The 25942-nt window shown below is 57.6% G+C and carries 17 protein-coding genes; 4 read left to right on the forward strand and 13 right to left on the reverse strand.

Annotated features, from left to right (window positions below; translation table 11 throughout):
• Nucleotides 1-21: 21 nt before the first annotated feature.
• The 6 genes from EPN93_09185 to EPN93_09210 form a co-directional block, all read right to left on the reverse strand.
• Nucleotides 22-717, reverse strand: a complete 696-nt coding sequence (locus EPN93_09185) for a hypothetical protein (GenBank protein TAL35962.1) — start codon at nt 715-717, stop codon at nt 22-24.
• 260 nt (nt 718-977) lie between these two features.
• The gene (locus tag EPN93_09190; GenBank protein ID TAL35963.1) at nt 978-1490 is read right to left on the reverse strand and encodes a DUF1295 domain-containing protein; all 513 of its coding nucleotides are present in this window, start codon (nt 1488-1490) and stop codon (nt 978-980) included.
• A gap of 68 nt (nt 1491-1558) precedes the next feature.
• Nucleotides 1559-2164 carry a hypothetical protein gene (locus EPN93_09195; protein ID TAL35964.1) on the reverse strand — a complete coding sequence of 202 codons (606 nt, stop codon included), beginning with the start codon at nt 2162-2164 and terminating at the stop codon, nt 1559-1561.
• Entirely contained in the window at nt 2161-3213 is a 1053-nt protein-coding gene (locus EPN93_09200) for a phosphotransacetylase family protein (GenBank protein TAL35965.1), read from the reverse strand. Before EPN93_09200 ends, EPN93_09195 begins: the two co-directional genes overlap by 4 nt.
• Nucleotides 3214-3244: 31 nt before the next feature.
• Nucleotides 3245-5362, reverse strand: a complete 2118-nt coding sequence (locus EPN93_09205) for a CoA-binding protein (GenBank protein ID TAL35966.1) — start codon at nt 5360-5362, stop codon at nt 3245-3247.
• On the reverse strand, nt 5359-7263 hold the full coding sequence (locus tag EPN93_09210) for a GNAT family N-acetyltransferase (protein ID TAL35967.1): 1905 nt from the start codon (nt 7261-7263) through the stop codon (nt 5359-5361). The genes EPN93_09205 and EPN93_09210 overlap by 4 nt, the downstream gene beginning before the upstream one ends.
• A gap of 272 nt (nt 7264-7535) precedes the next feature.
• Between EPN93_09210 and EPN93_09215 the strand changes: the two genes are divergently transcribed.
• The gene (locus EPN93_09215; protein TAL35968.1) at nt 7536-10244 is read left to right on the forward strand and encodes a hypothetical protein; all 2709 of its coding nucleotides are present in this window, start codon (nt 7536-7538) and stop codon (nt 10242-10244) included.
• Nucleotides 10241-11044, forward strand: coding sequence for an HAD-IIB family hydrolase (locus EPN93_09220; protein TAL35969.1), 804 nt, complete (start codon nt 10241-10243; stop codon nt 11042-11044). Before EPN93_09215 ends, EPN93_09220 begins: the two co-directional genes overlap by 4 nt.
• Here EPN93_09220 and EPN93_09225 read toward each other — a convergent pair whose 3' ends face one another.
• The 7 genes from EPN93_09225 to EPN93_09255 form a co-directional block, all read right to left on the reverse strand.
• Nucleotides 11045-11251 carry a hypothetical protein gene (locus EPN93_09225; protein TAL35970.1) on the reverse strand — a complete coding sequence of 69 codons (207 nt, stop codon included), beginning with the start codon at nt 11249-11251 and terminating at the stop codon, nt 11045-11047.
• 346 nt (nt 11252-11597) lie between these two features.
• Complete coding sequence (locus EPN93_09230; GenBank protein ID TAL35971.1) at nt 11598-12380, reverse strand: hypothetical protein; 783 nt, start codon at nt 12378-12380, stop codon at nt 11598-11600.
• A gap of 16 nt (nt 12381-12396) precedes the next feature.
• Nucleotides 12397-18636: a hypothetical protein gene (locus EPN93_09235; GenBank protein TAL35972.1), complete on the reverse strand. Its 6240-nt coding sequence runs from the start codon at nt 18634-18636 to the stop codon at nt 12397-12399.
• A 10-nt stretch (nt 18637-18646) separates the two neighbouring features.
• Nucleotides 18647-19888, reverse strand: coding sequence for a hypothetical protein (locus tag EPN93_09240; protein ID TAL35973.1), 1242 nt, complete (start codon nt 19886-19888; stop codon nt 18647-18649).
• 338 nt (nt 19889-20226) lie between these two features.
• Nucleotides 20227-20502, reverse strand: a complete 276-nt coding sequence (locus tag EPN93_09245) for an XRE family transcriptional regulator (GenBank protein ID TAL35974.1) — start codon at nt 20500-20502, stop codon at nt 20227-20229.
• Nucleotides 20499-20849, reverse strand: coding sequence for a type II toxin-antitoxin system RelE/ParE family toxin (locus tag EPN93_09250; protein TAL35975.1), 351 nt, complete (start codon nt 20847-20849; stop codon nt 20499-20501). Before EPN93_09250 ends, EPN93_09245 begins: the two co-directional genes overlap by 4 nt.
• 203 nt (nt 20850-21052) lie before the next feature.
• A complete protein-coding gene (locus EPN93_09255; GenBank protein ID TAL35976.1) occupies nt 21053-22423 on the reverse strand; it encodes a sigma-54-dependent Fis family transcriptional regulator in 1371 nt (456 codons plus the stop codon).
• 242 nt (nt 22424-22665) lie between these two features.
• Here EPN93_09255 and EPN93_09260 point away from each other — a divergent pair, with 242 nt between their 5' ends.
• The gene (locus EPN93_09260) at nt 22666-23772 is read left to right on the forward strand and encodes a hypothetical protein (protein ID TAL35977.1); all 1107 of its coding nucleotides are present in this window, start codon (nt 22666-22668) and stop codon (nt 23770-23772) included.
• Nucleotides 23769-25940, forward strand: a complete 2172-nt coding sequence (locus tag EPN93_09265) for a hypothetical protein (protein ID TAL35978.1) — start codon at nt 23769-23771, stop codon at nt 25938-25940. The genes EPN93_09260 and EPN93_09265 overlap by 4 nt, the downstream gene beginning before the upstream one ends.
• The last annotated feature ends 2 nt before the right edge of the window (nt 25941-25942 follow it).

Below are 25942 nucleotides of genomic sequence, written 5' to 3' on the forward strand. Positions count from 1 at the left end.
CTGGCGGAAAGAATTTCATCGCTAAGGCATTTGGTAAGGATCGCTCATCTCCCCCTCGCCGTAACCTGTATACAGAGCGGCAATGCGGTAATACTTGCCGCTCACTCCACAACTGATGCACTCGTTTGTGATTGAGAGGGTTAGTGCCATCGTATAGGGTCCCTGTGCGGTATCTGACTCATAAATAATATATCCGCCGATCGGCAGGATTAAACCACCGGGAAGCACTGCCCAACCGAGCGATCCCGAACCGTAAGGGCTCAACAGCTGCAGGATCGGCAGCATTTGTATCATCACGGCTATGTCGTCGCCGGGTTCCAGATCGACCGTTACATGGCCCCCGGTAGTGCGCGAGAGCCCATTGAACGCTATCGCGGTAATGGTGCGCGCCGCTCCGGCGGGGACTTCGATCGTAACCGACTCCGCAAAGGGCGAAGCGTCGATTTCGGCGATCACCGCGCCGCCGGCAGTGATGCTCACCTTCACCGCGGTATGCGACGGATCCCACGTAGGGGGGCTGAACGCGTGAGCCGAAGACACGACCATGCCGAATATTTTCTCGAAGATACCGCTTTCCGGTACCTGGAGCGAATGCTGGGATGCTCCAAGGTGGATCGTAACAAACGCCGTATTGCCCGGCGAGCACTGCGACAGCACACTCATAGTTCCGATAGTTGCCGCGGCAAGTACTGTAAGGACGTAATAGTTAACTTTCATTTCCCTAACCTCTTATTCTGCAGGCCCGTGCGCACAAGAGTTCTCTCTTTCTCCCGCGTTTTATTTATGGTTATATAATAACAACGATCAGCGGAGCGTATCAAGCGGGACATCGATTTTTTCAGGTACTCAATCCGTCCGAAAGCGGCATAAAAATCAGCAGGTCCGATAGGCTGGTACTCATACCAGGCCACCGCCCCCGCATCAAATTTAGGCGTGCAGCGGACTTGTCGAACCGTGCGCGGGAATTCCTGCAATCCCTAAAAAATCGTACCGCGTGCGTATTCCAGGTAGTCCGGGTGGATCTTTAGCAGCAGGCGTTCCTCGTTCCACCTCCAGTAGAGGACATTCGCGGCAAACGGAAGCGCGCACAGTAATGACGCGCCCCCATCCATGAATGCGGCAAATCCAAAAAGCCAGCACAGGAAGGCGAAATACATGGGATGGCGAAGGTACCGGTATATCCCGCCGGTCACCAGCGGTCCTTTATAGTTTTCGAGCGTTCTTAATTGAATGAGGGCTCCCCAGAACAAGATCATGCCGAAAATGAATACCGCGAGACCGAATCCGCGCATAACCGGTCCAAGTCCCACCGGCCATGGGTCCGCCATGCACATCTGGAACCAGGAGATCCACAGGACGCACATGTCCGCGAACACGAACGCGAACACGATCTTGTTCTGGGGGTCGACCCGGCCGCGGATCTTCAGGATCTCATAGACCGCGCGTCCCGCGTGCGCGATAACAGACAGTGTAAGAAAAATGAAAAACATGTGCCCTCCAATTTCCCGGCCCGGAAGCGCCCGGCGGATTTCCTGCCGGGTCCGATCGCGATTCGGCCCTACCGCATTCGCATTTCGAAAACGGTAACCCCGCCCGATATGAACTTACCGGCCCCGACTTTTTGCCCGGGAACGTATCTCTTGCTGATTACGGTTACCGTACTTTTGTCGACCTGCAGGTCGTCGGCGTCCTGGATGACCGTTTCGAATATGCTTATTTCCAGGTCGCATCCCGCGACGGGTCCGTCCGCGGGCCAGGGTATCGTGAGCCTTGCGACGCCGTGGTACTCCAGGCTGTCTACGCGCGCGTCCCGGGGCGAATGCGACGCATGGAAGACGGCCTCGAAGAGCCCGCGCCCGCGATCCTCGAAGGCGAGGTAGCGATAGCGGAGCCTCGGGCGATCCGGCGACATGAGCGTTGTGCGCAATTCGCTGCCGTCGTCCGGCCACCGGCCGCGGGAGTTCCGATACGCGAGCGCGCCGTCGACCAGCTCCGAAAATTCCGCGACGATCATTTCCCCGAACCGGGTATGGAACGACCGATATGCCTGGGCGAGGCTGGAGATGCTCCGGGAGGAACAGTCGAGCGTGAGCGCGAGGAGCGCCGCCGCTGCAAGGGCGCGTCCGAAACCCGTACGAGTATCGGTCCCCCCGATGCCGCTCAAATGATCTCGTCCACCTTCACGTACTGCCGCACCAGGTCGGCCACGAGCGCGATGCTCGCGGTGTTGTCCCTGGTAAGGAGCGGTTCCATGGTATCGATCTGGCGCGCGACCTGGTAGGTGTCGGACGGCACGAGGAGGAGTGGGATGTTGAGCTCGCTCGCCTTCGCGATGATGTTCGAGGGCGGCAGGATGTTGTTGGTGAGCAATATCCCCACGGTGTTCGCGTCCATCGAGGCGAGCACCATGTCGCTGCGGTCCCCGCTCGTGATCACGAATCGCTCGGGCTTGTTGAACTGCGCGCTGCGCAGGGCCTCGCTCGAGGACATGGCCCCCACGAATATGTTCCGTATAACGTTGCCCAGCCCGCTCTCGCCGGCGATTACCTTGGCGAACAGGCACTCCGAGAGGTAGCCCACCGAAAAATTACGCAGCTCCGTCCGGTACGGGATCATGCCCAGGACTTTGACGCCGGTCCTCTCGATGAAGGGAAGGTAGGTCGCGGTAAAGTCCTCGATATCGTGAACCTTGTTGATGATCACGCCTTTAAGATCCGTCTTCGCCGCGTCGACGAATCGCTTCGCGTAAATGATGTCGTCCACGATGGTGTCGTCCGAGCCCGAGACGAGAAGCACGAGCGCCGCGCCGGCGGACGCGGCGAGGGAAAACGCGTCCAGCCCCACTGACACGCCGTAGGACAGGTCGCGTCCCGCCTCGATGAACAGGACCTCCTTGTTCTTCCCGAGCACGGCGATGAGCTCGTTCAGCTTCCCGCGCACGCGCTCGGCGTCGTACATATAGCGGAGCTTCGAGTGTTCGAAGCCTATGGTGATCTCCTCGGGGCTCTCGCGCATGCCCAGCACGTTCGTGATGAGGGCCGCGTCGTAGTCCCATAGCCTCTTCTTCCGGTAGAGCAGCCGGTCGCCAAAGGGCTTCATGTAGCCGAACTCCTTCCCGGACGCCTTCGCGAGCCCCACGATGAGGCTCGTCTTCCCCGCGCTTTCCCTCGTCGATGCGATCACCAGTTTGTTCATACCCCGCTCCTTGCTCATGATGTGATGGGCGCCTCCGCGTCCCGCGCTCTCACATTTCCCTGCGTATCAGTATGCGCACGTCCACGGCCTTGAGTCCCCGTCCCTTCTCGTACACGACCACCGGGTTGATCTCGATATCCGTAATGCGCGGCACCTTTCGTATGATGGTCGCCGCCTTGATTATCGTATCGACCACGGATTCTATGTCCTTCTGGTCTTCGCCGCGGACCCCCAGCAGGAGCGCGTACGAGCGCACCTCCGAGAGCATCTTGAGCGCCTCGCCGCGCGAGAGGGAGGCCGCCCGGAACGCCACGTCCTTCATCACCTCGACGTAAATGCCGCCCAGCCCGCACATGACGATGGGCCCCATCTGCACGTCGCGCCGCGCGCCCACGATGAGCTCCGTGCCTTTTTCGACCATTTCGCAGATCTCTATTCCGTCTATGACGGCGTCGGGCTTGTAGGCGCGTGAATTCCTGATAATGGCCTGGTAGGCGTCGATCACCTCTTCGTCGTTTTCGATATCGAGCGCGACGCCGCCCGCGTCGCTTTTATGCAGGATATCGCGCGAGACCACCTTCATGACGACGGGATACCCTATTTTCTTCGCCTGTGCGACCGCGTCCTCGATGCCCTTCACGATAGCCGCGCCGGGAATGATGATACCCGCCGCGCGCATCACGGACTGTCCCTCGTTGGCGAGCAGGAAGCCCCGCCCGTCCGCGAGCGCCGCGTCGATAACCGCATTGATGGCGGCGGCGTCGATATCGGCGGTATCGATCGCGTCGTCACGCTCGCGGTTGTACCGGTGGTAGCGATGCAGCGCGCCCATGCAGGAGATGGCGCTGTAGGTGTCGCCGTACACCGGCACGTTCTCCCTGCGCAGCTTCGTGATCGCGTTCTCGACCGGGGCGCCCCCCACGATCGCGTAGACGACGGGCTTGCCCGCCTCCATGTGTTTCCGATAGGTCTCCCGGATCATGGGCGCGAGGTTTTCCGAATCGAACGTGGCGGTCTCGCAGTAGAGCGCCATGGTGCAGTGCATGGCCGGGTGTGCGGCCGGCGCCGAGAGCGCGAGGTCGTACGACCCGGAATTCGCGCCCCCGGTAATGTCCACCGGATTTTTCGTGGAGCCGAAATCCGGCGTCGCGGGACCAAAGACCTCCTTGAGCACCGCCTGATCGTCGTAAAGCTCCACGCCGAATTTCTCGCACGCGTCGGTGGCGAGCACCCCTACCCCGCCGCCGTTGGTCACGATCACCCCGCTCAGGTCTTTGGGCGCGGGCGCACCCGCGAGGAACTTGCACCAGTCGAACGCCTCCTGCAGGGACTCCGCCCGGAGCACGCCGCACTGGCGCATGATCGCGTCGAAAATCTCGTCGGACCCGGCGAGCGAGCCCGTGTGCGAGGCCGCCGCCAGCGCCCCCCGTTTCGAGCGGCCGGACTTCACGACCACGATGGGCTTTTTCCAGGTCGCCTCGCGCACCTTCTCGATGAGTCGCTCCCCGTCCTTCACCCCCTCGATGTACATGAGAATGGCGCGCGTCTCTTCCTGTTCCATCACGTACTCGAGGCAGTCGGCCTCGTCGATATCGGCCTTGTTGCCGATCGACACGATGGTCGAAAGTCCCATGTTCTCGACCGCGGTCTTCCCGATCATGGCGATTCCCAGCGCGCCGCTCTGCGTGAGGATCGCGACGTGCCCGGGCGTGATGGACGACGCCGAGAACGTGGAATTGAAATGCGATGTCGCGGAATATACCCCGAATATATTGGGGCCGAGTATGCGGGCCCCGCGCGATTTCGCGTAATCCACGATTTTACGCTCGAGCTCGACCTCGCCTATCTCCGAGAAGCCCGAGGTGATGATCTGGATGTTTTTCACCCCGTTGTCGGCGCAGTCCCGGACGGCGTCGAAGGTGAGCTTGGCCGGCACAATAATGGAGGCGACGTCCACCGGCTCGCCGATCGCCGCGACGCTCTTCGATACGGCGCGCCCGAATATCTCGCCGCCCTGCGGGTTGACGGGATATACTTTTCCGCGGAACCCGCCCTCCACGATGTTGCGCACCACGCTGAATCCAATCTTCCCCGGTTTGGCCGATGCGCCGATCACCGCGATCGACTTTGGTTCGAAAAGAGACCGGATCTTCGATTCCCGTTTCATGACGCCTCTCCCCTGAACTGGAGCTTCAACTCGTACACGCCCGCCGAGCTGTGCCTTTCTATGATGAACCCCATCTTTTCGAAGAGGTGGAGCATGGGCCTGTTTTCCATGAGCACCTCGGCGGTGAAACCCAGCAGACCCTCTTTCCGGGCGAGGTAGGTGACGTAGGACAGGAGCTCCGTACCGATCCCCTTGTTCTGGTACTCGTCCGAGACCACGATCGCGACCTCCGCGGAGTGCGAGTGCTCCTGCTTCCCGTACTGGGCCACGCCCACCACGATCTCCTTCTGTAAATGCTCCACGATGGCGAGTATCACCATCTCGCGGGTGTAATCGATGATCACGAAATCCTGCAGGCGCTCGTGGGTCATGTCCTGCCGCGTGGAAATAAAGCGCCGATAGGTGCTGCGGTCGGAGAGCGAATAGAAGAAATCCTTGAGGATGGGCTCGTCGCTCATCTTCACGGGCCGGAGCAATATCTTGACGCCGGTGCGCGTGGTCCGGTAGGTCTCGAAAATCTCCGGGTACTCGCCCTTCTTGCCGGGGATGAAGGCCTGGTCCTTGTAGATGAGCCCCACCCGCTTCGCCTCCTCGATGAGCCAGGGGCGGAACTTCGGGTGCGCGATCGAGATGAGGTTGATCGCCCGTTCGCGAATGTTCTTCCCGTGCATGTAGGCGATGCCGTATTCGGTCACCACGTAATGGATGTCCCCGCGCCCCAGCGTAACGCCGGCGCCCTCCGAGAGGAAGGGGACGATACGCGAGAACTGCCCGTCGTTGGAGGTGGACCGGATGGTGAGAATGGTCTTGCCGCCCGGCGCGAGCACCGCGCCGCGCATGAAGTCCGCGTGCCCGCCGATCCCGCTGTAAAACACGGGCCCGATCGATTCGGAGGTCGCCTGCCCGGTGAGGTCGATCTGGAGGGCGGCGTTAATGGCCGTGAGGTTGCGCATGCGCGCGATGGTGAGCGGGTCGTTGGTGTATTCTATCGAACGGAATTCGATGCTTGGATTGTCGTGCAGGAACTCGTAGGTGGACCGCTTCCCCATGCAGAAGGCGGTGACCACCTTCCCCCGGTCTAAATTCTTTTTCGTGCAGTCCACGGCCCCGCAGCGAATCAGGTCAACGATGCCGTCGGTGAGGAGCTCAGTATGCACCCCAAGGTGGCGCTTCTCCTTCAAATTGGCGATCACCGCATTGGGTATGCTGCCGTACCCCACCTGGATGGTGTCCCCGTCCTGGACGATCTTCGCCACGTGCGTCCCTATGCTCTGCGCGATCTCGTCGGGCACCTCGACGTTGAACTCGAGCAGAGGCTCGTTATGCGGCACAAGGAAGTCGATGTCCTTCACGTGGAGAAAGCCGTCGCCGTGCACGCGGGGCATTGCCTCGTTCACCTGGACGATTACCAGCTTCGCGTTCTCTACCGCGGCCTTCACGATGTCCACGCTTATCCCCAGGGAAAGGTAGCCGTGATCGTCGGGCAGGGAGGTCTGGATGAGCGCCACATCGATCTCGACCAGGTGCCGGTGAAGAAGCCCGGGAACCTGCGAGAGGAAGATGGGGGTATAATCGGCGAAGCCCTCGTTTACCGCCTTGCGGGTATTGTCCCCCACGAAAAACGAGTTGTGCCGGAAGTTAGATTTGAATTTCTGGTCGGTGTAGGGCGCGACGCCCAGGGTCCACACCTGGATGACCTCGGCGTCGAAAAACGCCTTGGGGTAGGACTCCGCGTAATTGACGAGCGACTGTACCAGGAACTGCGGTTCGGCGCAGGCGGTCCCTATGAATATCCTGTTTCCCCTGTGGACACGCTTGAATATTTCCTGAGTCGGCAAAAATTTTTCAGGGAAGTCCTTGCGGAGCTCCTCGAGTTTGGGATGCAGGTGCTCGCTCGTCACGGCGCTCCTCCTTGTTGACGAGGCTGTCGATCCGCCCTCTCTCTGGTATTAATCTTTACCACGGCTTGACAAATAAACAAATTTTGTTGTCATTTATTTATATTTTTCTCGGGGGCCGATTGTACAGTTAAATATTCATCGCGGCCCGGCATTTCCCCAAGTAGAATTCCTGCGCGCGCGAAGGTCAACCCTTTTTAGCCGCCCGCGGAAGGCCGCCGCGCCCAGGTAAAACATCTTGACGCGCCGATACACGATGATATTCCTTTCAGGACATGCGAGAGGCCTGCAAGGTGAGAAAAGGAGTCATATCTGCCATAATGAAAATATCGGTCCCCATACCCCGGATGCGGAAAATCCTTCCGCGCGCCGCCTGCGCGGCGCTTCTCATCCCGGCCCTGCTTGGTCATGCCTGGGGATTCGACGAGCGCGGCCGCGACCTGCTCCTCGGGGGAAACTCCCCGGCGTCCCTGGGCGCGGGGCTTACCGGCATCGCCTCCCCCGGCCTCTCGTACTTCTCTGTAAATCCGGCGTCTATCGCGGCGGCCGAGCGTTTCGCCCTTTCGACGGCATACGGCGGCGTGGACGGCGACATGGTCTACCCTGCGCTGGCCGCCGCCTATCCCACCGCGTACGGGTCGTTCGGGTTTGCGTTCTCCGGAATATCCGTTCCCGGTTCGCCCGACATCGAAAAGGCGTACTCATTTTCGCTGGGGGGCGCGAAGCGGCTCACGCGCAATCTCCAGGCGGGATTGGCGGTAAGCGGCGTGTCCATGCGCGGTCCCGGCGGGAACGGGACATACCCGGGGGCGTCTCTTGGTTTTGTATACGGTGTGCCCTACCGCACGGGCGGCGGATTCGGCATCTACGATCCGGCGCTCGCGTTATCGGGCAGGGTGGGCCCGCACCCGGGCGGGCTGGGCGACACGGCCGACCTGAACACGGCCGGGGCGGGCTACCGGATGGGCTTCTATAAGAACGATATTCTTACAATAAGCTTTATGAACGAGATGTGGATATTCGGTAATGTCCAGGATCGCGCGCTCAGGTTCGGCCTGGAGGCGCTGCTTTTCGGGAACTGGGCGCTCAGGACGGGCATGTCCCTCCCGAATGAATTGTCCTATGGAAGCTTCACGATGGGCGCCGGGTACCGCCTGGAGTCGCAGGCGTACGCGATAAGTCTCGATTACGCGATGGCGTATCACCGCGAATCGGACTTCGCGCATTACGTGGGACTGTCCCTGCAGTTCGGGGAGCTCGACCGCGAACCCCCCAGGACGGGAATCACGGCGTCCGACCGCTACATGTCGCCCAACTTCGACGGCAGCAAGGACTACGTGCGCTTCGCGACCGTGGTGCGCGACCGCAGCGCCATCAAGGGGTGGCGGCTGCAGATAACCGCCCAGGACGGGGCGCTCGTCCGCGAATATCGCATATCCGACCGCGACATGGAGGAGAGCGCCTCTCCCTTCGCGCTGCTCGGGCGCATCGTCCGCACGCAGGAATCCATGATCGTCCCCGAATCGATACTCTGGGACGGCACCGACTCGAAGGGGCGCACGGTGCCGGACGGCCGCTACGATTATGCGTTCATCGTGTGGGACGAGTTCGACAATATCTCCAAGGCGCGCACGGGATCGGTCATCGTGGACAACACGGCCCCCGCGATCGAGCTGAAGGCCGCCGACCTGCTCTTCTCGCCCAACGGCGACGGACGGAAGGACGAGCTCGTCGTGGAACAGGTATTCTCGTCCGCGCCCGCCGACGAGTGGCATGCGGTGTTCGCGGACGCATCCGGCCGCGCCGTGCGAAGCTTCACCTGGAAGGGAGACGCGATACCGGCCATGCTCTCATGGGACGGCAAGGACGACGCGGGGGCCGATGCGCCGGAAGGCATTTACACGCTCGCGGTCGAGTCCCGGGACGGGGCGGACAACGCCGTGAAACGGACGCTCAAAAACATCTCCCTCACGCGGGCCTTCGAGAGCGCCGATATCACCGCCTCCCTCGAGTACTTTTCCATTCCCCTGCAGCGGGAGATGAAGTTCTTCCTTTCGCTTTCTAAAACCGAAGGGCTCGATGACTGGAGGGTCATCATCGCGGACAAAGAAGGCAAGCCCCTCAGGGAATTTTTCGGCGCGGCGTTCGAGAACCTTGTCGCGTGGGACGGCAGGGACGCGGGCGGCACGCCACTCGCGAACGGGAAATATTTTTACAGCCTGCGCACCAGATTCGCGAGCGGGAACGCGCCCGCGTCGTTCACCAAGGAGCTCGTCCTTGACGGCACCGCGCCCGACATCTCGATCAAATTCTCCCCCTCCCCCTTCTCGCCCGACGCCGACGGGGAAAACGACACCCTCGTGCTCAGGCCCGGGCTCCAGGATGAGACCGGCATCGACGACTGGCGCATAACGATATTTTCGGCCGCGAACGAGCCCTTCAAGCAGTTTCGCGGGAAGGGCATCCCGGCCCGGGAGATTGTGTGGGACGGCCTGAGTGAGAAGAACGAGGTGCTGGAATCCGCCGTCGACTATTTCATCGAGTTCGAGGCCGTGGACCTCGCCGGAAACCGCGCCCGCGCCCCGCGGCTCAAGCTCCCGGTGGACGTCCTGGTGATGGTCACGGAGCGGGGCTTAAAGATCCGCATCAGCAACATCGAGTTCGCCTTCGACAGCGCGGGGCTCACCCCCGGCGCGCGCCCCATCCTGAACAGGGTCGTCGACATCCTCGAGAAGTACGAGAACTACTTCGTCCTGGTCGAGGGCCACACCGACGATATCGGCGAAGAGGAATACAATATCCGTCTCTCCGAGGACCGTGCGAAATCGGTGATGGACTACCTGGTCGACAAGGGGATCGACAAGAAGCGGCTTACGTTCAGGGGCATGGGCGAAACCGCCCCGTTCCTGCCGAACACGAGCGCCGAAAACCAGCGGCGAAACCGCCGCGTCGAGTTCCTTTTAAAGAAAAAGGAAACCCAATGACGAAGAAGCCGGCGGAGATAATCTTCACGGACCTGGACGGCACGCTCCTGGATCATGCCACCTACAGCTACGAGCGCGCGCTCCCGGGCCTCGATTTGGTGCGCGCGCTCCGCATCCCGCTCGTGATGGTGTCCAGCAAAACCTTTCCCGAGATGGCGGCCCTGCACGCGGAGCTTTCCCTTCACTCCCCGTTCATCTTCGAGAACGGGGGCGGCATCGCCTGGGTCGAACCCTCGGGTGACGAGGAGTTCAGCGTGGAAATTCTCGGCATCCCCTTCGAAGAGATACGCGCCGCGGTTCCCGCCGTGGAGGAGGCCCTGGGATTCGCGATCACGCCCATAGGCGACCTGGACGACGGGGAGCTTGCCGCGCGTACGGGGCTCACCCCCGAACGCGTGCGCCTCGCGAAGATGCGGCGTGCCTCGATGCCCTTCATCGTCCCGGACGCGGCGGCGCGTATCGACCTGGAATCGGCGAGCGCGCGGGTCGCGCGCCTGGGGCTCGTCGTCACGCGCGGCGGGCGCTTCTACCACCTGATCGGCAAGGGGGCGGACAAGGGCGAGGCGGTGCGGCGCGTCATCGGGTATTATTTGAGGACCTGGGGATGGGATTCCCTGGAAAGCGGCGGTATCGGCGACAGCGAAAACGACGTTCCGCTCCTGCGCGCGGTGACCATGCCCGTGCTCGTGCGCAGGCACGACGGCTCGTATATCGATTGCGGTTTCGAGGTGATCAAGACGGCGGAGGCCGGACCCGCGGGATTCAGCGAGGCCGTGACACTGCTGTGCGGCGAGGAGTGACTACTCGACCTTCTGCGCGTTGTCCTTCACGTACTTTTCGAATTCTTCGCGGCTCATCTTCCCCTCGTAAAGGGGCCACAGCGATTCCTTGAGCTCCTCGATCGAGGAAAATTTCGCACCGTCTATCTTGTAGGTCGCCATTTCACAGTACCATTCGCTTTCGGAAAATGATCTGGTCCAGCCAGTACGCTGGCCACAGTGTATCATAGCGCGTGTCCCGTGCGTCAACACAAAAAACGCGGGACCGTGGCGAGCCGCCCGCTTGAACAGCGTCGCAAGGGGACGTCGCGCTTGTCCCCGGCTGATGCTCAAAAAAACCGTGGAGAATTGTCTATTCGCGCAGATTACTGAGGCTTTTCAAAGAGCTTATTTTTGCGATGTCGGATATAATCTTAACGATGGCAGCTAAGGCCCAAACCAGGATTCCGAAAGGCCCTCCCAATCAAAAACGGCGGAAGTATTGTTTCGTAAAGTATGAGTATCCACGCGGTTTCATGCCGGGAATACCCATGCCCGCGTGTTTGCGCATGATAGTGACCCTATTTATGCTATTTTACGGCCCAATCCACGACTCCAGCAATCCTTCACTGTTGAAAAAATAATCGATCTTGAGCCCGGTGGAGAATACGATGGGGTGACTGGACCCTTTGGTCGCAAAGTACTTCATCTCCGGCAACCGCACGATCTCCGCGTAAGGGGCAATAAATAGATTCGCCTCCCAGAATCTAAAGGGTAAACAAATGCCGGTGCCAAGTACAAAACCATTGCCCCACCTGATGTCTCCTTCCTCTTCCCCGCTCCACCTCAACTGTAATGTAATTGGATCCTGTTCCGCGGTCTGGTACCAGTGACGTTCAAAAAATACACCATATCCAAGATTAATATAAAGCTGAATCCCATAATGTTTATTTTTCGGCATTGCTTGAAAGCCCGCGTTTGCAGTCGCATAAAAAACATTAAATCCCTTTGAAGAAATCTGAGTATTGCCAATATAGTCTGGACTAGTATCATTAAGCCATTTCGATCCCCCCATAATATTTAAACCGCATCCTAGAAAGATTTTTTCCCATAAATAATCGTATGAGAAGCTTAAATGATTTGCGAGAAATATGTCATAAACTTTGGGTAAATATCCATCATCATATGCACTGTCGATAATTTGATCAAATGCACTCCAAGTTACACTTGTTCTGTGAGGCGGGAGCTTAATATTTGAAAACGATTTATTCTCTATCTTCTTTTCCGTGAAATTAGTCTCATTCTCAATTCCATAAACTAGCACACTTCCGCATATGATACTGTATAATAATTGGAAGACAATCATTGTCCTTTTCACGGTACTCACGACTCCTTCAATCATTTACCACACTTATCATTAACGCTAGGTCCAGGTCGTGTTTTTCTTCATTCATCCAATCCTCCACACGATTATTATTTACGAATATAACAGGTATGGCAACGAGCGCAATCAATGTCGGCGGAAATTGTTTCTCATAATGCGAGTAACCAAGGGGTTTCATCCCATATCCTACCCGTATTGTGTTTATTGACGCATAGAGTATTGATAAGGGTGATATATCTCCCAACATATGAGCACTGGTCATTCCTCTATATTTCTTATGGTAGTGAGAAGACGTGGCCCTGTCCTGTGCAGCGTGGATTTTATAGAAATCGAATTCCTGATCTTCCCACCAATTCCAAAAATCCTTGTCTCCATTTTCTTTGGATTCATGTTCTTTTAATGTAGCGTGCTTTGTTTGGTCTTTGTTTCTACTAAAATAATCATAAATATCAGGCCACATTGATAAATGAGCAAGCATTCCCGGCTGCATGTCTATTACCAGACTCGTCCATGCTTTCCAGTCCATTGGATGTTTTATTATATTTGCGATACTCTTCGCTATCAAGGCAGGCGCAATGACAGGGTAGGCAATTAGTGTTACCATCGCATGAAACAAAACAAATAAATGCCCTGTCGGATCCGCGTTAATCATCGGATTGTTTTTGACATACGCGTAACGGCTGAAAGCCTGGGTGTCTTTCGCGTCCGGCATTATAGTATCCGCGCTCACAAACCTCCCCACCGCCGGGTCATAGAACCTCGCCTTATAATAGTACAGCCCGGTCTCCTCGTCCTCCTCCTGGCCCGTGTACTTGTACTTTGAGACATCGGTGCCGCTGGAATATGCGGTTAACAATTCGCCGTAGGGCGCGTATTTGTAATTCGCGATGACCTCGCCGCCGCTGTTGGTGACCATCTTCACCGAGCCCAGGTGGTTGGGATGGAAATAGTTTATTTCCGTGTCGGGATTGCCGCCGGGAATGAGGATTTCACAACCGGTAAGGCCAAAGGTGACGATGAAAAGCGCGAGCACGATGGGTACCCCGTGCGCGAGCTGCGGAAAGGCGATCTCGAAGGGCTTTTTGCGGAAGCCGACTGTATAGACGAAGAGCCCGCCGCATCCCATGAGCGTGAGCGCGAGCAGTATCTGCATCATCGCGTGATAGTTCCGCGAGTCCTCCACCAATAGGGAACGGGTGGTTGCGTACAGTTTGAGGGCAAGCCCTTCCGGACTTTGCCAGTTATACATGTTCTTTTTAATGCCGAACAAGCCTATCCGCGCCCCCTGTCCGCCCCGTGACGGGACCTGGGCCGCGAGATCGCCCTCCATGCCGTACACGTACTTCATCTCCTTGTTGGTGAAGAGCGCCTTCGCAACCTCATAGAGGCCGTTTATATTATACAGGGTGCTTCCGTCCACGTTCCATTTCTTCACGCGGAAGCCGCTGTAATCGTAGGTATATTCCCTGAGTTTTACCGCGCCCACCCCCACCGAGCCAAGCCGGTTTTTCGCGTCGTATGCGAGGGTCCGCCGTTTGCGGGTAGTCATATTGCCGTTCGCGTCGTAGGCATAGGTATTCCCGCGCCCATCGCTCGTGAGGGCGTGCGGGTGCAGCGGATCGGAATACCCCTGCGTGTAGCCGTCCTTTTGCGTGAGGTTGCCCTGCGTGTCGTAAGCGTAGCTCCGGTCGCCGTACGCGCCTTGCGCCCTCGTGAGCCTTCCCAGCGCGTCATAGTCGTAGCGTTCCGTATTGGCGGGCGTTTGCACGTCCTCCAGGGCGGTGATATTGCCCGCGTTGTCATACGAATAGTTCACCTGCTCCAGGATTATGTTCTGGTTCGAGGAATCCACTCTCGAAGAGGTAATGGAGGTCGGGCGCAGCGTCTCCTCGTTATAGTGTATCGCGGTCTCGACGCCGTTGCCGGTGCGGCGCTTCACCACGCGCGACGTGCACCAGTTTGAGGTTTCACCCTCGGCCCTTCCATATTGTACTATTGATTCGCCCTCATGAAGGACCTCTTTGAGGAAGCCATGACTGGAATAGCGCCGCTCGACCGCTTTTCCGTCCGGGTAGGTGAGTTTGGTAAGGCGCTTTTGGCTGTCGTATTCCATCCCAAAGGCGAAGTCCATGCCATCAATGGTCTTCACCGTCGCGGAGGGCTGCCCTTTGGCATTGTACGCAAAGGTCGTGTCCCCGGTTTCGTCGGTGACGCCGGTGAGTCTTCCCTTCGCGTTCGTCTTCGCGGTATCGTCATAGGAGAAGTGCGTATCTATGGTTCCGTCGGATGAATTCTCACGCGTGACCCGTCCCAGCGCGTCGTAGGTCCTCGCGAGCGCGACTTCCCTCGCGTCCGTCTGGACGACGAGCCTTCCGGCATTGTCATAAGAATAGGTCCATAATCCCGTATTGGGGTCCTTTATCGAGGTCTTCCGGCCCAGCGCGTCGTAGGTAATCGCCGTCACGTTCCCCTTCGCGTCGGTCGTCCGGACCAGCTTTCGGAGCGGGTCATAGTCATAGTTGATAAATGCCCCGAGCGGGTCCTCTCGGCGCCGCATGTTTCCGGCCGCGTCGAACTCGGTAACGTGGGCATTGCCCACTACGTCACTACGGGTTACCTTGAGCCGGCCGTTCGCCGCCTCATAGGCGAAGGTCTCGAATATGTAGCCGTTCCCCTGCGGATGGGTCTTGCGCATTACACGGCCCTGGGCGTCATACTGATACACGGTATATCGCGGGGTATCGCAGCCTGTTATATAAGGAACGCTTTCGCGGCTTACCCGGCCCGCGGCGTCGTACTCCTTTTCGACTGTCTGCTTATAGCGGTCGGCGGCGCTGTCACCGGCAAATACGGTCACTTTTCTATATTCACGGCCAAGCCCGTCAACATAGGTCTCCGCCGCACGGTATCCCAGGGGGGATGCGTCATCTTTCACCCGCTCTTCGGCATATTGAGCGGCAGGATTTCCCATCTCATGGTACACCCATGAACGCGTCCAGGAATCGCCCGGTTCAATTAATTTCAAGGGACGGCCCAATCCGTCATATTCATTGCTCGTACGATTGCCGTTCGCGTCCTCTTCCCACGCGATCTTTCCGAACCTCGCGTCGTATTCGCGCTTTAAGGTATGCCCTGCCGCGTTCGTGATCACGACGGGGAAGCATTTATACGTTTCGTCATATCCAATATGTGTGGCGACGCCAAGCGGATCGGTGATAATGATGGGGTTTCCGTGTCCGTCGTATTCGTATGAGGTCACCACCCAGGTCGCTTCATTCAGATAGCGCTCTTTCCGTGTGATAAGCGTCCCCGCATAGGTGTATCGGTCCCATACGAGAATTATGCCATTGGAGGTCTTTTTCACCTCCCTGGGGCGGCTGAGAAGCCACGCGGACTCGTCTATGTCATAGGTATAATCGGCCACAATCGTTGCCGTGCCGTCGCTTTCGACGCTTTTTGTTATCGCGCCGTACTCGTTATATTCAAAGCTTTTTTCGCTTGTGAAAAGCGGCGCTCCCCCTTCATAGGCCATCTCCCGCTCGCCCGAGGGCCGCACGCATGCGACGCCGTTAAAGCGCGTTTCTACGGAATTGAGATGTGAATATGAATAGGTGTGTTCGCGTAACGGCGTGCCGTTTGCAAGACAGGTCACCGATTTTTTCACGGCGCCGGCCAGCGCCGCGTCGTCCTGCTCGTACTCGCTCACCGTGTAGGTGCCTGCGCCCTCGTCGTTTTCCCGGACCCATGAGAACCCCAGGTCCGTGCGCGCGTAAGGCGGTCCCAGCTTCACGAACGCCTGGCCGTACTGGTACGACTTCGTGTACTCCGCGCCCCTGCCGTCGCCGGTGGTCGTCCTGGAGACGAGCATCCGGGGGGCGGGGTTGGGGGCGTACGGATACTGTTTTTGCGACGCGTAGGGTGCAGCCGCGATTTCCACCGACGATTTGTACTCGACCTTGAATACCGCCCCGCTATCGGTATGCACCTCACGTATCCGCGGCCTCTTTATGGAATTGACATACCAGCGGTTTTTCCCTTTATCATCACTGTTGAACCACATGAGATCCAAAATCCCATCGCCGTTCCAGTCGCCAAAGCGAAGGCCACCGTGCTCGTCAATCGCCTCATGATCGATCGGGTCCGCGCCGTTAACAAGGCGGCGGCCCGCGTACAAATGTCCGCCGGAGGTCCTGTCAACCGTGAAGAAGCGGTTGGCGCCGCAATACGACATATCGCCGGTGCAATTGTTATACCAGAGTGCGTCCCCGCGCCCGTCGCCGTTGTAGTCGGCAAAAAAGAAGTGCGCCCCTACCGGGTCATCAATGGCGGGATCTGGAATTACGGCGCCTCCGTTTGGCCCGGAATAAAAGTCGAAAGAAATACCCGATGAATGCATTCCTTTATTGACAAACCACCTTGTATAATAAGTATGATTTACTTTTCCATACCATACGGCGTCGGTGAGGCCGTCGCCGTTCCAGTCGACAATATAAAATCCGCCATCATCGATAATGCCGCCCGAAATGGGATTCGGCGAAGAATCAAAGGATATGCCGTTCGATGCGGGAGCCAACCCCCGGTTGATGTACCAACGGTTCTTTCCGCTCCAATTCTGAATCCACATGACATCGGTGAGGCCGTCGCCGTTCCAATCCCCGGCATACAACACGCCGTCGTCATTGATTGCCTCGCGGGATATGGGATCAAGGGGATTGATCTGGGCAAAAACGAGAGAAGTCCCGTTCCATTTATTGAGATACCAGTAGTTGGAGCCGGACCCTCTATTGAACCACATAATATCCGTGAGTCCGTCACCGTTCCAATCCCCCTGGATAACGGCTCCGCCATTTTTGTGGACGATATTTCTGGAAACGAGGTCATCCACGACTGTAAATACCAGCGTGGATCCCGATATACCCTGATTGATAAACCAGACGTTCTGGCCCGTCGCGGTATTATACCAAAGGAGATCGGTTCTGCCGTCCGCATTCCAATCGCCGGTTTCAATTACTCCATCGTCTCCCATATTTTGGGCGATTGTACCGTTTGAGTAGTGATTAAAGTGAAGGGAGCCAAATACCGGCATATCGTTGATATGCCAGCGAAAGCCTTCAAATCTCGTCCAGTAGGTGCTCGTTTCAGGATCTCCGCCGGAGGAATACGTGTTTTCACTATAACTCATCGCGTCGGTCACGCCGTCGCCGTCAAAATCCGCGGTGACGAGCTTTCTTCCGTTCACCAGCGAATGTGCAATAGTTTCGTAGTATCCGTCATACGCGAGCGTATCGTCGCCCTCCCAATCCAGCGTGGTTGACGGCTGCTCTTCATTGTTTGCGTCGAATTCGCGAATCCGCTCCACGCGGCTTTCCGTTACCGGCGCGTATTCTATCTCATAGCGATGGACCAGGTCGCCGCCGGTCTGCAGGGAAAAGATTTCCGTGACGCCGGTGTGGATGGAGATTTCGCGAAGCCGGAGCAGCGTCTCCACGCGGGTGCCAAAATCGTACTTGATGACCGTATCGCTTCGCCCCTCGTAGGAGAACTCGATCACGCGGTACTCGGAGATATCGTCGCCGCGCGTATACACGATCCTTGTAGGGTACCATTCGCCGTCCCGCTCGTCGTACTCGATCGTATAGTAGTTGCCGTGGGCGTCCTCCACCCGCGACAGGGCCCACACACGCACCGAGCCGTCCTGGTCGAGCGCCTCAATGCGCGAATCCCCGGTCGTTCCATAAAAGAGGAGCATTCCGTCGGGCGAATAGGCCGTCCACGATTCGGGCCCGTCACCGGTCCTTGTGGTGCTTTCTATAAACTTAACGAAGCTCTCGTTCTCGGTATGATATTCCCGTTCGCCGGAATTCACGCATACCAGCCGATCCGATTCGGTGGTATAGTGGTCGGTACCGTCGTAGCGCAGGGGATGCGAATTATCACGGGTTATATAGGATATTCCTTGCAGGTCGAATCCCAGGCCAAGCCTGCCGTTTACGGAATTTCCCGAATCGTACACGAGGGAAAGTTTCGGCATGAGGCCGGCGGTCCCGGGCGGGAGTTCAATATCCAATGAATGGGAAAAGGTGCCGCCCGGCGTCACCGTCTGGGCGAGCAAAGGGGCCGCCATAAATACGGCCATGCAAAGAAGCATGCCCCGGCAAAAAAGGCGCGCTACAGAGTTTAGTTTCCCCGTCATATCTTTTTCCCCCGCGAAATAGCTGTTTTTATGCCTTACGGCGCTTCTGTTCCCCATGTCCGGCTGCTCACCACTGGTACGCGTCCCCAAAGCTGACAGTAACCTCTTGCGATGAAGTACTCAAATCAATGGCCGTGGGCGTACCGGTCTTGCTCACGCCGTCATAGAGCTCGTAGTAATCGCCCGTGCCGATTTCCCAGTTATTGTCAAGGTCCAGGTATACGACGATATAATAGGTCCCCGGATCCACGCGCATAAGAAAGCTCCCCGAGGCTGCCTGTGCGTAGTCGCTATCCACTAAAGTCATTGATGAGGTATAAACATCCAGATCGATTGATGCGCCGGACGTATAGTGGGTGCCCGTATACGCATAGTTAACCGTGAGATATTTATATGGATCGGTGTAGCAGTTGGTATCATCGAGGCTTATGGTGATGGCGGTCGATCCGGAGTGGTGTATCGCGGTGGGCGCTCCCGCGAGGTTCTTGTTATCGTAAATCTCGTAATAATCGCCATAATCGAAAAACTCATTCTCGTTTTTCGTAAGATAGGTTATGGCATAATAGGTTCCGGGAGGCAGATCGATGCTCCACGTCCCGGTCGCGGCGCTTATCCGTCCCAGACCCCACCACGAATCCGCACCAATGTCGCCAAGATCTGCCGGGTTGTCATAGACCTCTACGACAATATCATCACCCGCTGCGTAGTGCGCTCCCGTGTAGGCAAGGTTAAAACTAAGCGGACCTGATGCTGGTTCGGTATATGAATTGGCATTATTGAAGCTTATATCGATGCTTTTCGATTCGGAAAGGTTTATGGCCGTTGGCGTTCCTTCTATGGTCTGGTTGTTATAAATCACATAAAAGTCATCTTCCGAGAGAGAGCCCCCGGAGTCCTTATCGAGATACAGCAGGGCATAATAGGTGCCGCCCGCCAGATCAAAGCTCACCGTTCCATTCACGGAGGAAATCGTTCTTTTCCCCTGGAAGGAGCCCGCTTCAACGTTGCCAATATCCGCTGGGTTTTTGTAGAGCTCTACGTATATCGTGTCCCCGCTTGTATACGTCCCGGCATCGGTATAAGTAACATTGAAGGTCAGGGTATAGCTGCTTCCGGGGTCGGGATCGCCGGAATCCTTGCCGCCGCCACCGCCAAAACAGGAAACGTTAAGGATAAAGACAAAAATGACGGGAACGATTAATAGAAATCTCAGAAGACAGGACGAACGGGAGGGGGTATTCCTTCGGCAGGTACCCGTTTTGCGCATTCCGCCGCTGTGCGACGTGCGTACAACTATCTTGCTAAGCATAGAGCATCCTCCACGGTTTTTTTTTGTAGCAGGAATGAGTAAGCTCTGTAATGCAATGGCGTGGATGCGGGAAGGTTATCGGAAAATGACGGGCGGAGTCAACTATAATTCATTGAATATGTAAAATTAATCATGTAAATACGACCGTCCCGTTGGACGGTTCGATCCGCCGGCAACCAATATGCCTTTACCATGCCCGGCGTATGCGACGTTTTCACCGCGGCGTAGCGGAGGTGAAAATGTGCCGTAACGCCCATCTTCTGATATTGGGCTCGGAGGCCGAGGAGCGCAACGACGAAACACATGACGCCGTGTTATATGCCGTTTTTCCGCCCAAATCAGAAAATAGATATTTGAATGCTTTTATTTAAAGCCTTTGCGAATTTATCCAATGTCGAAAGTCTTATATCTTCGGCATGATTTTCTATTCTAGATATAACGCTTTTAGTTGTATGGATTTTCTTAGCAACTTCCTCCTGGGATAGGCCTGCCTGAATACGCGCCTCTTTTAAAATAACCCCTATTTTAAATTTGTCATATCCATCCCAGAACTTATTTGCCAACTTTGTGTCAGATTTAAGCCTGGTTTCCAAGTAGTCGCTGAATTTTATCATTTGTTCCTCCGTAAAAAATCTTTCTTGTATTCTTCAGCTTTCATAATTTCGCTTTGTGGCGTTTTTTGAGATTTCTTCATAATTCCATGTGTGAGAATTATTATTGATCCGTTTTTAAAAAAGCAAAAGATGCGATATGTATTTGAGCTAAAATCTATCCGACATTCCCATATATTATCTGAATTAACAATTTTTTTAAAGTATGTAGATGGAATTTTCTCGAGTTCAACAAGCAATTGTAGAACCCACGTAACTTTTTGGAATACCTTTCTTGGTAAAGAATCGAGAAATTCTTTCATTGGGCATTTCCCATCATTAGTTGTATACAGTTGAATCTCTCGTTTCATTATATGAAGTTAGCAAATATGCTAACATTTGTCAAGTTAAATATAGGGTTTTCGTAAAAAGAGAAAAGCATTTTGAAGGAGAAAAAGGGGTGCGGAAAAATGGCATTTAACACGCCGACAACTTGCGGACAACATGTAGAGACCGTATTTCGAGGACTGCGTGGGGGGGGGGGATACTTTAAGTATTAGGCCCAGGCACCGATTCACTCGATCCCGTGTTTCTTCAGCTTCTCGTAGAGCACGCTCCTGCTGATGCCCAGCATCCGGGCGGCGCGCGCGCGGTTATTTCCGGCCAGGTCGATCACTTTCAGGATGTGGCCCTTTTCAAACGAGGCAACGACCTCCCCGAGGTCGGTCCGGGGCGCGTCAATGGAAGGGGAACCGTTGCCCGCGACATTCTCGGCGCGCTCGGGCAGGATGCGCAGTATCGTGGCCGCGGTCACGCGCTCGTGCGTCTCGACCACGATGGCGTGCTCGATAAGGTGTTCGAGTTCGCGCACGTTGCCGTTCCATGCCCGCTTCATTAGAATTTCAATCGCTTCCCCGTCTATGAAGGCTGTCTCCTTCCCCAGGTCGCGCGCGTACTTGCGGATGAAGTGCTCCGCGAGATAGGGCAGGTCCTCCAGCCGGTCGCGCAGCGGCGGCACGTTCAGCTCGATCCCGGAGAGGCGGTAGAACAGGTCCTCGCGGAATTTTCCCGTTTCGATTTCTTTTCTCAGGTTCGCGTTGGTGGCGCTGATAATCCTGACGTTTACCTTGGTCACCTTGCTGGATCCCACCGGCTTCACCTCGCGCTCCTGGAGGAAGCGCAGGAGCTTGCTCTGCGTCTGCCAGTTGAGGTTGCCTATTTCGTCCAGGAACACCGTCCCGCCGTCGGCCTCCTCAAGCAATCCCTTCTTCGCGCGGTCGGCGCCGGTGAAGGCCCCCTTCACGTGGCCAAAGAGCTCCGATTCGATTATGGTCTCGGTGAGCGCGCTGCAGTCGATCGGGAGGAAGGGGCGATCGCGCCGGTCGCTCTCGCGGTGTATGGACTTCGCGATGAGCTCCTTCCCGGTGCCGCTCTCGCCGTAGATCACGATGGACGCGTTGGAGCGGGCCACCTGCCGTATATTCGACACCAGGCGCTTCATGATCTGGCTCGACCCCACGACGATCGCCTGGCCGTCCCTGTCCCCGCATTCGCGCTTGAGCCGCTCGACCTCCTTCTTGAGGTTGTAGTACTCGAGATTTTTTTCGACCTTGACGCGGAACTCCTGGTGCTGGAACGGCTTGATCACGAAATCGCTCGCGCCTTTCTTGATCGCCATCACCGCCTCGTCGACGCCCCCCACCCCGGTGATGATGATGATGGGCACGTCCGGGTCCATCGCACGAATCTCGGTGATAAGCTCGAAACCGTCGATTCCCGGCATGGCGAGGTCCGATATTACGAGGTCGAAATTGGACGCCCTGAACGCATCACGCGCGGATATGCCGTCCCCGCACGAGGTGATCTCGCGATCCGAGCCCTCCAGTATGTCCTCGACATATTTCAGGATGGATGGATTGTCGTCGACTACCAGTATCTTTCCCATGCCGCCGTATCTTCCAATTATGGATCACGCCCGCCGCGCGGAATGCCGATACTGTAGAGAGGCGCCCCCCTCCGCGGCGGAGTGAGGGACGCGCCGTGAGGTGGGTGCGCCGCGTGCTCCCGTATCGGGTGCAATTATTGCCCCACCCTATAAAATTAGTATGGACATTTCAAGAAAAACTCGGGAGCATGTAGAGAAAATTTCGGCGCGCCTGGGGATCACCTTCTCTACCGGTACACACAATGTTTAGGATATTACTGACATCCGACCTTCACCTTGGAATGGGCGACGAGCATTCACCCGTGCCCGAATCCGCGCGCCAGAGCACGTTCAGGAAAATTTGCGGGCTCGCGCGCGAGCACGACGCGCTGCTCGTGGCGGGCGACCTCTTCGACGGCGCCCTGGTATCCGATATCACGTTCGAAATGGCGCGCACCGAATTCGCCGAGCTGCGCGCCCGCGGGGTGGAGATAGTTCTTTCACCCGGGGAGCGTGAATGCGGGGAATCGGGCGGACCCGCGGAATTTCTTTCCACGCTTGGCGTGAGCCACCTTTTTTCGGGGTCGGGCAGCGACTCCTGCTTCACGGTCTCGCGCGAAGGGCAGACGATCTGGATCTACGGCGCGCCCGCCGGGAGGGGCGATCTCATCCGGTCCCTCCGGCGCACCCATGAGCCGGGCTTCCACGCGGGCCTCTTCCACGCGGATTTCCGGCTCAGGGAGGACGGCGATTCCGGCAGTGCGCCCATTTTAAAGAAAAGCGATATCCGCGCCATGGGTCTCGATTTCTACGCATTGGGGCACCTCCACTTCTTCAAGCTCTTTAAGTACCGGAACAGGATTATCGGCGCCTGCGCGGGGAGTCCCGAGGCAACCAGCGAGGACGAAACGGGAGATCGATTCGTCCTTTCCATCTCGGTACAGAACGACGAGATATATCAGATCAAACGCCTCGCGGTTAACTCGATACGGCTCGAGTCGATCAGCTTCGACTGCGCCGCGGTGAAACCCGACGAAATACTCTCCCGGCTGGCCCAGGGGATTTCGCCGCGGACCATTCTTACCTGCACCCTTACGGGACGGCGGGATTACGAGCTGGATCGGCGCGTAATGGAAAAGCTTTCCCGCGCCTACCATCGCCTGATCATCCGCGACGAAACGGTGCCCGGCCTCCGGACGATAATAGAGGGCTATGCCGGCGAAAAATCGCTGCGCGGCGAGTTTTTCCGCCTCCTGGGCGAGCGCGTATCGGCCGGCGGGGTCCCCGAACCGGTCGATTCCGAAACGCTTGCCGGCACCCTCCATGATATCGCCCTCACCGCACGCTATACCCCGGAGGACTGGCTGTGAGGATAGCGCGCTTCATGGTGTCCAAGCCGGGCATGTTCGGCAACAGGCTGGTCGACCTGCCGGAGGGATTGTCCGTGATTTACGGACGCAACGGCTCCGGGAAAAGCCTTGTCTCGCGCGCGCTGGTGGAAACGATCTGGGGTTGTCCCCGCGGCGGGGAGGTATTGAAAAACCAGGCATGGAGCGATCTCTATCTCGAGCTTGACGCGGAGAGCCGGGACGCGAGCTACCGGTACACGCGCAACAGCGACAAGCTCTACCAGATAACCAGGCGCTCGGGGGGCGCGGAGACCGCGCTTTACCACGGACTTCCCTGCGACGATGCCGCGGGAACGGTATCCGACCGCGTGCTCGAAGGACTGGGCTCCGGGGACGCCGACAGGGCGTTATACGAAATCTACCTGCGGGTCGGATGCGCGGACTATATGGCGGCGTGCTTCATACCCTCGCCCACCGACGCGATGCAGAACGGGGCCCCCCGGTACGAGAATCTGAAACCGCTGTTCCTGGACGACGCGTCGCGTTTCTACGCCCTCTACCGGCAGATCGTCGACCATTTCGGGACGGAGGACATGGATAAGAAGGTCCATAATCCTCTCATGAACGAGATCCTCCGGCACGAAATGCTCATCAAGGACGCGGATAAGAAGATACAGATACTCGACATGCAGCAGTCCAAGGGGGGCAAGCTCGCCAGGGAAAGAAGTATTCTCGACGAGGACCTCGCCTCGTCCGAGCGGACCACGAGGGATCTGGAGCACAGGAAGGAGCTGCTGGAAAAATCCCTCGCGGACATGGAGCAGCTTACCCTCCTGGAGTCCGAATTGCGCTCGTGCGCCGGGGAGCTGGGCGAACAGGAAACGCGGCGCCTGCAGATCGAACAGCTCGAATTCGAGATCAGGTCGCGGTTCCCCCAGTTCCGCGATTTTTCCGACACCAAGCGGCAGAATTTGAAAAAACTCCAGGAGACGTACAGGGAGATCCGGGACGTACACGTCGCCCTCGACAAGTTTCACATGGACAGGTCGGGACGCGCCTGGCGGACCCACCTGTACGCGGGTGTCACGGTGTTTTCCGCCCTCACGCTCGCCTATCTGGTCCTCAGGGGAAATTTCGTCGCGCTTCCGGCCGGGGTCCGAGGCTACCTGACGGCCGTACTGCTGGGCGTTCCGCTCGCTTTTATCGGCTACCTCTACGCACGCTTCATGCTCGCCTTCCGGCGCTCATCGCTGGACGGCCTGTGGCAGAGAAAATCATCGATTGAAGGGAGGCTCGTGGTTATCCTGCGCGAGAACGAAATCGTACTGGAAGACCACAGGCTGGAGTCGATATACGAAATCCTGCTTCAATACTTCGAAGAATACGGCGACTACACCGAAAAGCAGCTCGACCTCTTCAAGCTCCGTGAGGGTCTCCGGGACGACGCGTGGCGCGCGGAGCGGCAGGGACACGCGGCGGGCCTCGAATCCAGGCGCGCGGGCGCCAAGGCCGATCTTCATGAATCGCTCCGTTTCGCAGGGGTGCCCGACCCGGCGGCCGCGTCGGAGGATGCGATAAGCGAGTTGCTTGCGGTAACGGAGCGCGAGCTCGCCGCGGAGACCGGGCGGCGCGACGCGCTCATCCGGCAGCGCACGCAACTGGAGGAGGAAAGCGTGGTGAGCGGCGACTTCTCGGCGGAGCGGGGGGCGGCATCGGCGGAAAAGGAAAGGCTCCAGCACAAGCACCGGAAGCTTTGCGCGCACGGCGACGCGATGCGCTACATCCTTGGATTATTCGTCGAGGTGATCGCGAAGAGGGAGGATGAGAGGCTGCACGCGCTGGTGGACTCCACGCTCGACAAGTTCAACCATATCACCGGCAACCAGTACATCACCGCGGTCGACCGGGATCAGGTGCGCCGGCTCATCACGAGCGGCGTCGAACCCGAGGGTTTATCGGCCCCCCTGGTCTATATCCTCGCCCTTTCGGTGAAGCTCGGCCTTTCCGACATGATGGTCGAGTCCGGGCTCGCCCTTCCGGTCATCGCGGACGACCCGTTCGTGTTCATGGACGACATGCGCGCGGAGAAATTGAAATCGATCCTTCGCCACGCGGCCCGCACCCGGCAGGTGATCGTCTTCACCCAGAACAGCCACCACCTCGACCCCGACCGGAGGATCGAGCTTTAGAC

The organism is Spirochaetota bacterium (genome assembly GCA_004297825.1).
In the GTDB taxonomy this organism is placed as follows: domain Bacteria; phylum Spirochaetota; class UBA4802; order UBA4802; family UBA5368; genus FW300-bin19.

What these genes read in the sequence shown, in the direction of transcription:
- EPN93_09185 (TAL35962.1), bottom strand. Translation starts at nt 717, where the DNA reads ATGAAAGTTAACTATTACGTCCTTACAGTACTTGCCGCGGCAACTATC.
- EPN93_09190 (TAL35963.1), bottom strand. Translation starts at nt 1,490, where the DNA reads ATGTTTTTCATTTTTCTTACACTGTCTGTTATCGCGCACGCGGGACGC.
- EPN93_09200 (TAL35965.1), bottom strand. Translation starts at nt 3,213, where the DNA reads ATGAGCAAGGAGCGGGGTATGAACAAACTGGTGATCGCATCGACGAGG.
- EPN93_09205 (TAL35966.1), bottom strand. Translation starts at nt 5,362, where the DNA reads ATGAAACGGGAATCGAAGATCCGGTCTCTTTTCGAACCAAAGTCGATC.
- EPN93_09215 (TAL35968.1), top strand. Translation starts at nt 7,536, where the DNA reads ATGCGAGAGGCCTGCAAGGTGAGAAAAGGAGTCATATCTGCCATAATG.
- EPN93_09220 (TAL35969.1), top strand. Translation starts at nt 10,241, where the DNA reads ATGACGAAGAAGCCGGCGGAGATAATCTTCACGGACCTGGACGGCACG.
- EPN93_09225 (TAL35970.1), bottom strand. Translation starts at nt 11,251, where the DNA reads ATGATACACTGTGGCCAGCGTACTGGCTGGACCAGATCATTTTCCGAA.
- EPN93_09235 (TAL35972.1), bottom strand. Translation starts at nt 18,636, where the DNA reads ATGGGGAACAGAAGCGCCGTAAGGCATAAAAACAGCTATTTCGCGGGG.
- EPN93_09240 (TAL35973.1), bottom strand. Translation starts at nt 19,888, where the DNA reads ATGCTTAGCAAGATAGTTGTACGCACGTCGCACAGCGGCGGAATGCGC.
- EPN93_09245 (TAL35974.1), bottom strand. Translation starts at nt 20,502, where the DNA reads ATGATAAAATTCAGCGACTACTTGGAAACCAGGCTTAAATCTGACACA.
- EPN93_09250 (TAL35975.1), bottom strand. Translation starts at nt 20,849, where the DNA reads ATGAAACGAGAGATTCAACTGTATACAACTAATGATGGGAAATGCCCA.
- EPN93_09255 (TAL35976.1), bottom strand. Translation starts at nt 22,423, where the DNA reads ATGGGAAAGATACTGGTAGTCGACGACAATCCATCCATCCTGAAATAT.
- EPN93_09260 (TAL35977.1), top strand. Translation starts at nt 22,666, where the DNA reads ATGTTTAGGATATTACTGACATCCGACCTTCACCTTGGAATGGGCGAC.